General features: G+C 74.2%; 13 protein-coding genes. 7 read left to right on the forward strand and 6 right to left on the reverse strand.

From position 1 onward, the window contains the following. Window positions 1-47: 47 nt before the first annotated feature. On the reverse strand, window positions 48-884 hold the full coding sequence (locus K7640_RS23895) for an alpha/beta fold hydrolase (RefSeq protein WP_222957145.1): 837 nt from the start codon (window positions 882-884) through the stop codon (window positions 48-50). Between the two features lie 12 nt (window positions 885-896). Continuing rightward, a complete protein-coding gene (locus tag K7640_RS23900) occupies window positions 897-2,471 on the reverse strand; it encodes an FMN-binding glutamate synthase family protein (RefSeq protein WP_222957146.1) in 1,575 nt (524 codons plus the stop codon). Window positions 2,472-2,559: 88 nt separating this feature from the next. Between K7640_RS23900 and K7640_RS23905 the strand changes: the two genes are divergently transcribed. Further along, window positions 2,560-3,480, forward strand: coding sequence for a diacylglycerol kinase family protein (locus tag K7640_RS23905; RefSeq protein ID WP_222957147.1), 921 nt, complete (start codon window positions 2,560-2,562; stop codon window positions 3,478-3,480). Window positions 3,481-3,513: 33 nt separating this feature from the next. Here the strand turns inward: K7640_RS23905 and K7640_RS23910 are convergent, their stop codons facing one another. Both K7640_RS23910 and K7640_RS23915 read right to left on the reverse strand, forming a co-directional pair. Further along, window positions 3,514-4,011: a DUF2231 domain-containing protein gene (locus K7640_RS23910; protein ID WP_222957148.1), complete on the reverse strand. Its 498-nt coding sequence runs from the start codon at window positions 4,009-4,011 to the stop codon at window positions 3,514-3,516. Window positions 4,012-4,137: 126 nt separating this feature from the next. Beyond that, window positions 4,138-5,271, reverse strand: coding sequence for an N-acetylmuramoyl-L-alanine amidase (locus K7640_RS23915; protein WP_222957149.1), 1,134 nt, complete (start codon window positions 5,269-5,271; stop codon window positions 4,138-4,140). A gap of 251 nt (window positions 5,272-5,522) precedes the next feature. Here K7640_RS23915 and K7640_RS23920 point away from each other — a divergent pair, with 251 nt between their 5' ends. The 3 genes from K7640_RS23920 to K7640_RS23930 are packed head-to-tail and all read left to right on the forward strand — an operon-like array spanning window position 5,523 to window position 7,872. Beyond that, a complete protein-coding gene (locus K7640_RS23920; RefSeq protein WP_222957150.1) occupies window positions 5,523-6,422 on the forward strand; it encodes an SPFH domain-containing protein in 900 nt (299 codons plus the stop codon). A gap of 41 nt (window positions 6,423-6,463) precedes the next feature. Further along, window positions 6,464-6,811: a PadR family transcriptional regulator gene (locus K7640_RS23925; RefSeq protein WP_222957151.1), complete on the forward strand. Its 348-nt coding sequence runs from the start codon at window positions 6,464-6,466 to the stop codon at window positions 6,809-6,811. Further along, complete coding sequence (locus K7640_RS23930) at window positions 6,808-7,872, forward strand: hypothetical protein (protein ID WP_222957152.1); 1,065 nt, start codon at window positions 6,808-6,810, stop codon at window positions 7,870-7,872. The genes K7640_RS23925 and K7640_RS23930 overlap by 4 nt, the downstream gene beginning before the upstream one ends. Before the next feature lie 56 nt (window positions 7,873-7,928). Here K7640_RS23930 and K7640_RS23935 read toward each other — a convergent pair whose 3' ends face one another. Both K7640_RS23935 and shbA read right to left on the reverse strand, forming a co-directional pair. After that, the gene (locus K7640_RS23935; protein WP_222957153.1) at window positions 7,929-8,891 is read right to left on the reverse strand and encodes a hypothetical protein; all 963 of its coding nucleotides are present in this window, start codon (window positions 8,889-8,891) and stop codon (window positions 7,929-7,931) included. Next, on the reverse strand, window positions 8,888-9,466 hold the full coding sequence (shbA, locus tag K7640_RS23940) for an RNA polymerase sigma factor ShbA (protein WP_222957154.1): 579 nt from the start codon (window positions 9,464-9,466) through the stop codon (window positions 8,888-8,890). The genes K7640_RS23935 and shbA overlap by 4 nt, the downstream gene beginning before the upstream one ends. A gap of 160 nt (window positions 9,467-9,626) precedes the next feature. On the opposite strand from shbA, the gene K7640_RS23945 reads away from it, so the two are divergent. The 3 genes from K7640_RS23945 to K7640_RS23955 are packed head-to-tail and all read left to right on the forward strand — an operon-like array spanning window position 9,627 to window position 12,212. Further along, window positions 9,627-10,640 carry an ABC transporter ATP-binding protein gene (locus K7640_RS23945; protein ID WP_222957155.1) on the forward strand — a complete coding sequence of 338 codons (1,014 nt, stop codon included), beginning with the start codon at window positions 9,627-9,629 and terminating at the stop codon, window positions 10,638-10,640. After that, the gene (locus tag K7640_RS23950; RefSeq protein WP_222957156.1) at window positions 10,637-11,407 is read left to right on the forward strand and encodes an ABC transporter permease; all 771 of its coding nucleotides are present in this window, start codon (window positions 10,637-10,639) and stop codon (window positions 11,405-11,407) included. Before K7640_RS23945 ends, K7640_RS23950 begins: the two co-directional genes overlap by 4 nt. A gap of 16 nt (window positions 11,408-11,423) precedes the next feature. After that, window positions 11,424-12,212: an ABC transporter permease gene (locus K7640_RS23955; RefSeq protein WP_222957267.1), complete on the forward strand. Its 789-nt coding sequence runs from the start codon at window positions 11,424-11,426 to the stop codon at window positions 12,210-12,212.

The following is a 12,212-nucleotide window of genomic DNA, read 5'->3' on the forward strand; positions in this document are numbered from 1 at the left end:
CTCGGCCGGACACACCCCGACACAATCCCGGCTCGGGCGGCCGACCGTCAGCCGGCCCGCTCCCGCAGCCACTCCAGGGCCGCCTCGGCCGAGTCGAGGATCGAGATGTGCCCGTCGTCCGGGCGCCGCCACCACGACGCCCCCGGAATGTGCTCGGCGAGCCAGCGGCCGTGCGCGGCGGGCACCATCCCGTCCCGGCCGCCGTGCATCAGCAGCACCGGCACCCGGAGGAGGGCCGGGTCGAAACCCCACCGCCCCACGTACGCCAGGTCGTCGTCGATCAGCCCGCCGGGGCCGTTCTCGACCGCCGGGCCGACCACCCCGCCCAGCCACGCCCACGCGCCGTCCAGGGCGGCCAGGTCGGCCTCGGTGAACTCCGGGTCGTAGTCGTGACCCGACTGCTCGAACCGTTCCTTGGCCGCGCGACCGGCCAGCGCGGCGCGCAGCGACGCCTGCCCGGACGGGATCATGCCGGCGAACCAGTCCAGCCCGGCCACCCCGTACGGCGCCAGGCCGGCGCCGCTGACCACCGCCACCACCCGGTCCGGCAACAGCGCCCCGGCGGCCAGCGCGTGCGGGCCGCCACCGGAGTGCCCCACCGCGGCGAACCGGTCGATGCCGAGCGCGTCGGCGACCGCGGCCGAGTATTCGGCGGCGGAGGCCACGTCCCGCCCCGGCCGCCGGGTGGACCCGCCGTAACCGGGCCGGTCGTAGGAGACCCAGCGCAGGCCGAGCCGGTCGGCCGCGGCGAACAACGGCGCCGGCGGGGCACCGATGTTCGGCGTGCCGTGGTGCCAGAACACGGCGAGCCGGTCGGCGCCGCCGGTGTCGTAGACGTGCAGGGTGGCGCCGTCGGGCAGCCGCAGGTCGGACTCGGTGGTCATCGGAGCAGGGTATTACCGCTGCGCCGTCGGCGAGGGTGGGGCGCTGCCGCCCTGCGGCGCCTCGGCCGCCATCAGCCGCGCGATCTCCGCCCGGTCGGCCGCCGACGGCAGTCCCCACTCCGGCCGGTAGCCGTACACCTCGCGCAGCGGGGTGGAGCCGGTGCGTCCCTGGAGGATCTCCACGGCCGAGGTGTCGATCAGCCCGGGATGCTCGACCCCGCAGGCCTCGGCGACCTTGACCAGATCGCGGCGCAGCGTCTTCAGGTAGTTGGCCGCCCGGACCGACTTCAGCCCCGGGTCCAGCCCCCGGGCCAGCCAGGCGCGCTGGGTCGCCACCCCGGTCGGACAGGTGTCGGTGTGGCACTTCTGGGCCTGGATGCAGCCGATCGCCAGCATCGCCTCCCGGCCCACGTTGACCAGGTCGCACCCGAGCGCGAACGCCACGATCGCGTTGTCCGGCAGGCCGAGCTTGCCGCCGCCGGCGAAGACCACCCGCTCGTGCAGCTCCCGCTCGGCGAACGTCCGGTACACCCGGGCGAAGCCCTGCTGGAAGGGGAGCGACACCGAGTCGGTGAAGATCAGCGGCGCGGCGCCGGTGCCGCCCTCGCCGCCGTCGACCGTCACGAAGTCGACCCCGCGGTCGGTGTCCCGCATCAGGTCGGCCAGCTCGGACCAGAAGCCCAGGTCGCCGACGGCGGACTTGATGCCCACCGGCAGCCCGGTCTCGGCGGCGAGCAGCTCCACGAAGTCCAGCAGGCTGTCGCAGTCGTCGAACTCGGCGTGCCGGGACGGGCTCACGCAGTCCCGCCCGCGCGGTATGCCCCGGGTGGCGGCGATCTCGGCGGACACCTTCGCCCCGGGCAGCAGCCCGCCGAGGCTGGGCTTGGCGCCCTGGCTGAGCTTGATCTCCAGGGCCCGCACCGGCGCGCCGGCCACCAGCTCCTTGAGTCGCGGCAGGCTGAACCGGCCGTGTTCGTCGCGGCAGCCGAAGTATGCGGTGCCGAGCTGGAACACCAGCTCCCCGCCGTTGCGGTGGTACGGCGACAGCCCACCCTCACCGGTGTTCTGCAGGCACCCGGCCAGGGCGGCGCCCCGGTTGAGCGCCTCGACCGCCCGGCCGGACAGCGAGCCGAAACTCATCCCGGAGATGTTGACCACCGACTCGGGACGGAACGCCTTGGCCCGGCCGCGGGCGCCGCCGAGCACCTTGGCGCAGGGCAGCCGCACCTCCTGCCCGGCGGTCGGGGCGGACGGCGGCACGGCCCGGCCGAACGTGCGGTGCTTGATGATCGGATAGCCGGCGGTGTACTCGATGTCGTTGTCCGTGCCGAAGCCGAAGTAGTTGTTCTCCTGCTTCGCCGAGGCGTACACCCAGCGGCGCTGGTCCCGGGTGAACGGCCGCTCCTCGTCGTTGGCCGCCACGATGTACTGCCGCAGCTCCGGCCCGATCGACTCCAGCAGGTAGCGGGCCCGGCCGAGCACCGGGAAGTTGCGGCGCAGCGCGTGGTCGCGCTGGGTCAGGTCGCGCGCGGCGAGGGCGGCGAGCGCGGCGGCGGCGAGCGGTACGGCACGGCGGGCCCAGGTCATGCCGTCAGTCTCCCCGTGATCGTCCGGGTCCGCACGGCGCGCCGGCGCGGTGCATGGTCGCCCGGCCCCGGGGGTACCAGGAACGACCGTGAACACGAACACCGGGACGGACGGCCGGGTCGGCCGGGTGGCCGTCGTCGCGCACCGCCGCAAGGTCCTCGGCGGCGGCCTGGCCGAACTGCGCGCCACCCTCGCCGACGCCGGCGTGGACAAGCCCCTCTGGTACGAGGTGCCCAAGAGCCGCAAGGCGCCGAAGAAGGTGCGCCGGGCGCTGCGCGAGGGCGCCGACCTGGTCTTCGTCTGGGGCGGGGACGGCATGGTGCAACGCTGCGCCGACGCGCTGGCCGGCTCCGGCACGGCGATGGCGATCCTGCCCGCCGGCACCGCCAACCTGTTCGCCACCAACCTGGACATCCCGCCCGACCTGACCGAGGCGGTGCGGATCGGCCTGCACGGCCGGCGGCGCGCCCTCGACCTCGGCCGGATCAACGGCGAGCACTTCGCGGTGATGGCCGGCGCCGGCTTCGACGGCGAGATGATCGCCGAGGCGGACCGGGAGATGAAGGGCCGGCTGGGCCGCCTCGCGTACGTCTGGACCGGGCTGCGGCACGTCGGCGGCCGTCCGGTGCACACCCGGATCCGGGTGGACGGCGCCGACTGGTTCGACGGCGAGGCCACCTGCGTGCTGTTCGGCAACGTCGGCACGATCACCGGCGGTATCCCGGCGTTCGACGACGCCCGCCCGGACGACGGTCGCCTGGACGTCGGGGTGAGCACCGCGGCCGGCGCCGTGCAGTGGGCCCGCACGCTGGGCCGGATGGCCACCGGCCGGTCGGCGGACTCGCCGTACGTGCGGATGACCCGGGGCCGGAAGATCAAGGTGCGGCTGGACGCGCCGATGACGTACGAGCTGGACGGCGGCGCGCGGGGCGAGACCGACCGGCTGAAGGTGCGGGTCGTCCCGCGCGCCCTGCTCGTCTGCTGCCCCGAAGCCGCCACCGGCGGCTGACCGGTGACCGCCGGTTCGCCGCGGGCCGGCTGCTCAGGCGCGGGTGCGGCCGGCGGGGCGTCGCGACAGCGAGCTGGGCGCGTCGACCCCGGCGTCGGCACTGACGCTCAGGCCCAGCCGCTCCACCAACTCGCCGCCGAGCCAGCCGGTCACCCCGACCAGGACGACGCCCACGAAGCCGAGGATCAGCGCGAACGCGCTCGGGTCCCAGTTGTCCGCGGCGCGGCGCAGCAGCCAGCTCAGCGCGAACAGCAGCACGACGACGACGTTGCCGGCGCCATGCACCGCGCCGATCCGCTTGGCCCGGGTGCCGGCCGGCACGGCCAGCCAGTCGATCAGCCCGAAGACCGCGGCGAGCAGTCCGCCGAGGATTCCGGCGGCCATCGTGTACGCCGCCGAGATCTGGAATCCGGTCCGATCGGTGATCAGATAGAGGATGTCGAAGATCACCGCGGTGACCAGCAACCCCAGCGGGAACACGATCAGCACCGGGTGGATGCCGTGTCCCATCGCCTTGGCACGACTCTCCATGGCCCCTCCCGTCTCGTCCCCAGGCGGCGGCGCATTCCCGCTATTCCGGCCGCTACACCTCCGGCGCGGGGGCGTACGCGGTGGGGGCGGCGCCGTTGACGCCCCCACCGCTGTCCGCGCGGCGGGTCAGCCCGCCCGGAACGACTGGCGCACCACCCCGCCGACCAGGGCGCACCAGGTGCTCGTGCTGACCTTGCCGGTGGGCGGGAGCCCGTGCAGGCGTTGCAGGTCCTGCAGCGCCTTCTTGGTCACGTGGTCGTACGCCCCGGTGACGGTCACCTCGGCGTAGCCCTTGGAGTTCAGCATGAACTGCACCGCGCTGACCGGGACCCCGGTGGCGTCCCGGCCCAGCTCCGGCGCGAGCGTCTCCCAGGTCGGCGCGGTCAGCGTGGCGTCCACGTCGACCGGGATGCCGTTGCGGTGCTGCCAGTCCTGCACGGCCGCCACGGTGTTGGCGTCGAAGACCCCGTTCACCGGGACCGGGTAACCCCGGTAGGCCAGCAGATACTGCGCCACCTGCACCACCGGGCCGCCGACGAAGCGCCAGATGTCCGGCCAGCGCCGGGCCGGCACGTCGGCCGGGTCGGTGCCGAGGGCGGCGAACACCCGGCGGCGCAGGGCGGGGAACTCCCGGTAGAACGTCGCGCCCGGGCAGAGCGTGGCGCGGAAGTCCCAGTGGCCGAAGATGTCGTGGGCGTGCAGCCCGTACTGCCGGCAGATGGTGGTGCAGAGCTTGACCAGCGAGTCGAGCAGCTGCGTCGGCGGGGTGTCGGTGACGTAGGTGCCCTCGTTCTCGATGCCGATGGCCCGGCCGTTCTCCCCGGGGCAGTGCGCGGAGATCATCTGCCGGTCGCCGGCGGCGAGCCGTTCCAGGCTGCCGTGCCGTCCCTCGAGGACGTACCCGCCGCGGCTGACGGTGAAGTGCTGGCCGGTGTCCGACCACTTGTTGCCGTCCAGGTGCAGGTCCTGGCAGTCCCGGGCGAGCTGCTTGGCGTGCTCCTCGGAGTAGTCGGTGACGTTGGGGAACGCCATGTGGTGCACGATGATCTTATTGGTGGCGATGGCGCTGATCGACAGCGGGTCCGCCGGGGGGCGGGCCCCCCACTCGTCGCAACTGATGATCCAGTCGAGGTCGGCGCCGGCGGCGGCCCGCGCGGCGGCCGGGAGGGCGAGCTCGCTCCCGACGACCGCGACCGCGGCGGCGCCCAGACCGGCCCGCAGCAGGGTCCGGCGGTCGAGTTCGGGATGGTCGAAGTGCATGGCGGGTCTCCTCGGTGGCCACGCGGGGCCGTCGGGGGTGAGCGGTCGGGGGTGAGCGGTCGGGGGTGAAAAGGAGCTCCAAGGAACGCGCGTGAAGTGGAGGATATTGCCACCGGTCGCCGCCGCGCCAGGGTCTGGCGGGAATTCATCGGCGTACGCCGCTGCGCCGTCCCCGCCGGGCGGGACTGGCCGGCGCTCCAGCGGGTATGCGCGGCGCCGGGAGGCGGGGGCCTCCGGGATCGAGGGGGGTCATGGGAGCCGCCGCCGTCTTCGTCGGGCTGGTCGTCGTCATCGTCGTGCTGGCGCTGCTCGCCGGGCTGAGCGTCCGCCTGGTGCAGCAGTACCAGCGCGGCGTCGTGTTCCGCTTCGGTCGGGTGCGGGAGCGCCTGCGCCAGCCCGGTTTCCACCTGATCGTCCCGGTGGCCGACCGGATGGTTCGGGTCAGCATGCAGACCACCGTGATCGGGGTGCCCGCGCAGGGGGTGATCACCCGGGACAACGTCACCCTCACCGTCGACGCCGTCGTCTACTACCGCGTCGTCGACCCGGTGAAGGTCCTGGTCAATGTGCGTGACTACTCCTCGGCGGTGCTCCAGGTCGCGCAGACCGCGCTGCGTTCGGTGATCGGCAAGGCCGACCTGGACACCCTGCTGCGCGACCGGGACTCGATCAACGCGGAGCTCAAGGCGGTGATCGACGCGCCGACCGAGAAGCCCTGGGGCCTGCTGATCGAGCGGGTGGAGGTCAAGGACGTGGCGCTGCCGGAGGAGATGAAGCGGTCCATGTCCCGCCAGGCCGAGGCGGAGCGGGAGCGCCGGGCCCGGGTGATCGCCGCCGACGGCGAGTACCAGGCGTCCCGCCGGCTGGCCGACGCCTCCCGGGCGATGGCCGACACGCCCGGCGCGTACCAGCTGCGGTTGTTGCAGACCATGGTGGACGTGGCGGCGGAGAAGAACAGCACCCTGGTGATGCCCTTCCCGGTCGAGCTGCTGCGGTTCTTCGACGAGTTCGTCAAGGGCGCACGCCCGCACCCGGCGCCCGGTGCCGAGCGGCCCGGCGAGCCGGGCGTGCCGATCGGCGCGGGTCGCGGCCCGGTCGCCGGTGGCGCGGCGGGAGCCGAGGGCGACGGCCACCGGGGCCGGCCGGCCTGACGGGGCGGCGCATATACCGGCTAGCTGTATATGCTGTCGGCATGGCAGAGAGCCCCCTGCGGGAACCCACGTTCCTGGTCCTCACCGCGCTGGCCGAGACACCCCAGCACGGTTACGCCGTCATCGAGGACGTCCAACGCATCTCCGCCGGCCGGGTCCGGCTGCGCGCCGGCACTCTCTACGCCGTGCTCGACCGGCTGCGCGCCGATGGCCTGATCGAGGTGGACCGGGAGGAGGTGGTGCAGTCCCGACTGCGCCGCTACTACCGGCTCACCGCCCTCGGCGCGACCCGGCTCGCCGACGAGGCGACCCGGTTGCGCCGGCACGCCGACGCCGCGGGCGACCGGCTGCGCCGCGCCGGCCTGCTGCTGGAAGGGGGCGCGGCGTGACCGACCTGGAACGGCGCTACCGCCGCCTGCTCGCCGTCTACCCGTGGGAACACCGCCGGGTGTACGAGGACGAGATGCTCGCCGTCCTGCTCGACGGCGCCCGGGCGGGGCAGCGCCGCCCCACCGTCGCCGAGGCGGCGAACCTGATCGGCGCCGGCCTGCGGGCCCGGCTTCGGGTGGGCGCACGGGGGCTCACCGAGCCGGCCTGGGGCGACGCGTCGACGGTGACCGCCGTGCTGGCCGCCCTGCTGCTCTGCGCCGCCGCGGTCAAGGGCCTGATCGACCAGTCGGTGGTCGATCCGGCCCTGCCGCCGCGCTGGCGTCCGGCCGGCCCCGACCTGGTCGACTGGCTGCGGGTGGCCGGCTGGGCGGGGGTCGCCGTCGCGGCCCTGGCCGGGCTGCGCCTGGTCGCCGCCGGTCTCGCCTGGGCGGCCGTCGTCGGCTGGGCGGTGCTGGTCGGGCCGCAGACCGGCACCAACCCGACGTACGTGGTGGACACCCTGCCCCAACTCGCCCTGGCCGTGGTCACCGCAATCGCCCTGAGCGTCGCCGCGCGCCGCCGCGGGCTCGCCGTGCTCGGCGTCCGCCGACTGCTCGCCCTGGTGCTGGCGGCGCTGGGCGCGGTGGCGGTGCTGGAGATCAACCGGCTGACCGCGCCCGGCTTCGACCGGGCCGGCCCGTACACCGTGTACGTCCTCTACGGCCTGGAGGCCGGCAGCGAGCTGGTGATCTGGCTCTACGTCGCCGGCCTGGCGGTCGCCGCCGCCGCGGCGCTGGCCGCCGTGCTCTCCCTGGCCCCGGCGATCCGGCGGCGGATCGCCGTGCTGCTGGCGCCCGTGGCCGCGCTGGCGCTGACCATCGACAGCACCCTCGCCGGCTGGGTGACCTCGACCGCCCACATGGGACACGCCATCCCGCTGGTGCCGGCCCAGTGGGCGGTGCTGGTGCTGGTGCCGCCGGTGACCTTCCTGGCCGGGGTGCTGCTGGTGCGCCGCCGGGAGGAGACCCTGCGGATGGTCGCCCTGGGCCGGGCGGCGGACCGGGAGCGCCCGGCGACCTGAGCCGGGACCCGGTGGTCCCGGCCCGCGCCGGGACCGCCGGGTCTCGCCGCCGTCGCTCAGTCCAGTAGGTCGATGCTGGGCAGCGGCAGGCCGGGCAGCGGCGAAAGCAGCGACCCGGTGGGCAGCGGCAGCGGCAGCTCGGGCAGCGGCAGCAGCCGATCGTCGGGGGACGGGGTCGGGGCGGCGGCGGTGGGGGAGCCGGTGGGCGCCGGCGCGCTTCCCGACCCACGCGGAGCCGGCGCGGTGGTCCGGGCGACCGGTGGGCGGGCGGCGGCGGACGGGCCGGCCGCCGGCGAGGCGGACGGCGCGGTGCCGACCGGCGGGGCCGGCCGGGCGGCGAGGCCCCGCCGCACGGCGTCGATGTCGGCGCGCAGCCGGGCCACCTCGTCCGGGTCGTCGATCCCGGCCAGCGCCGCCCCGGCCCGGTCGGCGAGCCGCCGGGCCTCGTCGTACCGGCCGGCGGCCACCGCGGCGCGGGCCTGCGCGACCAGCCGCTCGACGCCGCGCACCTCGGCCTGCTGCGGATACAGCACCTTGGTCAGCGACCACAGCGGGCTGGTCGGGCCGGCCGACCGGCTGCCCACCGCGAGCCCGGTCAGCAGCAGCACCCCGGCCACCGCCGCGGCGGCCAGCCGGACCGCCCGCCGCCGCGCCGGCAGCGGCGTGACCACGCCCCGCCGGGGCGCGAGCGGCGTCCCGGGCCGATGCGCTTCGGCCGGCGGGGCGGCGTGTTCGGTCAGCTCCGCCGGCGTCCCGGGCCGATGCGCTCCGGCCGGCGGGGTGGCGTGTTCGGTCAGCTCCGCCGGCGTCCCGGGCCGGATCGGTCCGGCCGGCGGGGCGGTGCCGCCGGTCAGCCCCGGCGCGTCCGCGTCGAGGTCGGTTCGCCAGGCGGCCAGCAGGGCCGCGACGTCGTCCCCGGCGGGCGCCGGCTCGCCCCGGCCGAGGGCGTCGAGCAGCAGGTCGTCGCCGACGAGCGGCAGCTCCCGCGCCGCGTCGCCGTGGTCCCCGCGCCCGCTCATGCCGCCACCTCGTCGAGTCCGTCCGCGGCCAGGGTACGGAGCCGGGCCAGGGCGCGGGACTGGGCCACCCGGACGGCGGCGGCCGTCATACCGACGATGGCGCCGACCTCTTCGGCGGGTAGCCCCACCGCGACGCGGAGGGTGACGATCTCCCGTTGCACCTCCGGCAGGCGGTCCAGCAGCACCGACAACCGGCGGGCCAGGTCGGTGGCGAGGGCCTGCTGCTCCGGCCCGGGGGCGCTGTCCGGCTGCTCCGGCGGGCCGTCGGTGACCGCGACCGTGGCGTCGCGTACCGCCGCCCGCTGGGCGTCGGCCACCTTGTGCGCGGCGATGGCGAAGACGAACGCGGTGAAGGGTCGGCCCTGCTCGCGGTATCCGGGCAGGGCGCGCAGCACGGCGAGGCAGACCTCCTGCGCCACGTCGTCGGCCGTGGTGTACGCCCCGCCGATGCGGCCGAGCCGGGCGCGGCAGTAGCGGACCACCCGTGGCCGGGCGTCGGTGAGCAACGCCGCCGTCGCCGCCCGGTCGCCGTCGGCGGCCCGACGCACGAGCTCGGGGTCGATCGCTGTGGTCATGGGGATGCGAGGCACCTTCGTTACCGGGCGGTTGACCGCACGTTATCGACAGCCGCGCCGATTTGCCTAGCTCACCTTGGGTGCCGTTTCGTGAACCCAAAGTAGTTGTTGCGTCTCGCGTCCCCCGCCCGATGTCCAGTGAGAGTGAGCGGAGGGGTCGATGGGTGTCGAGGTCGCGGTGCGAGGGCTGACCAAGTCCTTCGGTGGCCGGCCGGTCTGGTCGGACCTCAGCCTGACCCTGCCGGCAGGTGAGATCTCGGTGCTGCTGGGCCCCTCCGGCACCGGCAAGTCGGTCTTCCTCAAGACCCTGGTCGGGCTGCTGCGACCCGACGCCGGCTCCATCGTCATCGAGGGCAAGGATCTGCCCCGACTCTCCGAACGCGACCTCTACCAGGTGCGCAAACTGTTCGGCGTGCTGTTTCAGGACGGCGCGCTGTTCGGCTCGATGACGATCTACGACAACGTGGCCTTCCCCCTGCGGGAGCACACCCGCAGGTCCGAGTCGCAGATCCGGTCCGTGGTCACCGAGAAACTCGACATGGTCGGCCTGGTCGGCGCCGAGCGGAAGCTGCCCGGGGAGATCTCCGGCGGGATGCGCAAGCGGGCGGGGCTGGCCCGCGCGCTGGTGCTCGACCCGCGCATCGTCCTCTTCGACGAGCCGGACTCCGGGCTCGACCCGGTCCGCACGGCCTACCTCAATCAGCTCATCATCGACCTCAACCAGCGGACCGAGGCGACGTTCCTGATCGTCACCCACGACATCAACACCGCCCGGACCGTGCCGGACAACATCGGCCTGATCTACCACGGCCACCTGGCCATGTTCGGACCGCGGGAGATGTTGCTGTCCAGCACCGAGCCGGTGGTCCGGCAGTTCCTCAACGCCCAGCGGATCGGCCCGATCGGGATGGCCGAGGAGAAGGACGCCGACGAGTTGCGGGCCGAGGCGGACGCCGGGGTCGAACTGCCGCCGCTGCCACCGATCCCGTTGCAACTGCCGCCGTCGGACGGCCGGGTCCGGAAGGCGGAACGCCCACCGGGGCAGTGGTGCCGGGCCAACGGGGTCACCCCGCCGGCCGGCTCGTTCGGCGGCGTCCCCGTCGGCGAGCGACCCACCGTCGAGCCTGCCGGGCAGGGTGTCGCCGAAGGTCGGCACGGGGAGGTGACCGGATGAGCGGCCCCGTCGCCGCGGTCCGCCGCACCGGCGAGTTCTTCGCGTTCTGCCTGGACACCCTGCGCGGCATCGGTCGCCGGCCGGTGCAGGTGCGCGAGTTCGTCCAGCAGGCGTGGTTCATCAGTTCGGTGTCGATCCTGCCCGCCGCGCTGGTCGCCATCCCGTTCGGCGCGGTCATCGCGCTGCAACTCGGCTCGCTGGTCCGCCAACTCGGCGCGCAGTCGTTCACCGGCGCCGCGTCGGTGCTCGCCGTGGTGCGGGAGGCCGGGCCGATCGTGACCGCGCTGATCATCGCGGGTGCGGGTGGGTCGGCGATCTGCGCCGACCTCGGTTCGCGGAAGATCCGCGAGGAGTTGGACGCGATGCAGGTGTTGGGCATCGACCCGATCCACCGCCTGGTGGTGCCCCGGGTGCTCGCCGCCATGCTGGTCGCCGTCCTGCTCAACGGCCTGGTCAGCGTGGTCGGCGTCAGTGGCGGTTACCTGTTCAACGTGATCCTGCAGGGCGGCACGCCCGGGGCGTACGTGGCCAGCTTCCAAGCCCTGGGCCAGCTGCCCGACCTGCTGGTCGGCGAGGTCAAGGCACTGCTGTTCGGGGCCACCGCGGCACTGGTCGCCTCGTACCAGGGGATGACCGCCAAGGGCGGCCCGAAGGGTGTCGGGGACGCGGTCAACCAGAGCGTGGTGATCACGTTCATGCTGCTGTTCGCACTGAACTTCCTCGTCACGGCCGTGTACTTCCAGGTCGTACCGCAGAAGGGAAGCTGACGTGCCGGCACTGCGAATGCTCGACGACCTGGGCGGCCAGCTCGCCTTCTACCTGCGCGCCTTCGCCTGGGCGCCGCGCACCGTGCGTCGCTACCGCCGGGAGGTGCTGCGGCTGCTGGCCGAGGTCAGCTTCGGCTCCGGCGCGCTGGCCGTGCTCGGCGGCACCGTCGGCGTCATCTGCTTCCTCACCTTCTTCACCGGCACCGAGGTCGGCCTGCAGGGCTACCAGGCGCTCCACCAGATCGGCAGCAGCGCCTTCACCGGCTTCGTGTCGGCGTACTTCAACACCCGGGAGATCTCGCCGCTGGTCGCGGCACTGGCGCTGTCCGCCACCGTGGGTTGCGGATTCACCGCCCAGCTCGGCGCGATGCGGATCTCCGAAGAGGTCGACGCCCTCGAGGTGATGGCGGTGCCGTCCCTGCCGTTCCTGGTCACCACCCGCATGATCGCCGGGTTCATCGCGGTGATCCCGCTGTACGTCATCGGCCTGCTCTCCAGCTATCTCGCCACCCGGACCATCGCCGTGCACTACTTCGGACAGTCCGCCGGCACCTACGACTACTACTTCCACCTGTTCCTGCCGCCCGGCGACGTGCTCTGGTCCTTCGGCAAGGTGCTGGTGTTCAGCGTGATCGTGGTGCTGGTGCACTGCTGGTACGGCTACACCGCCAGCGGCGGACCGGCCGGGGTCGGCGTCGCGGTCGGCCGGGCCGTGCGGCTGGCCATCGTGGCGGTCAACATCGTCGACTTCTTCCTGTCGCTGGCCATCTGGGGTGCCACCACCACCGTCCGGATCGCGGGGTGA

It is taken from the genome of Micromonospora sp. PLK6-60 (assembly GCF_019890675.1).
Taxonomy (GTDB): domain Bacteria; phylum Actinomycetota; class Actinomycetes; order Mycobacteriales; family Micromonosporaceae; genus Micromonospora.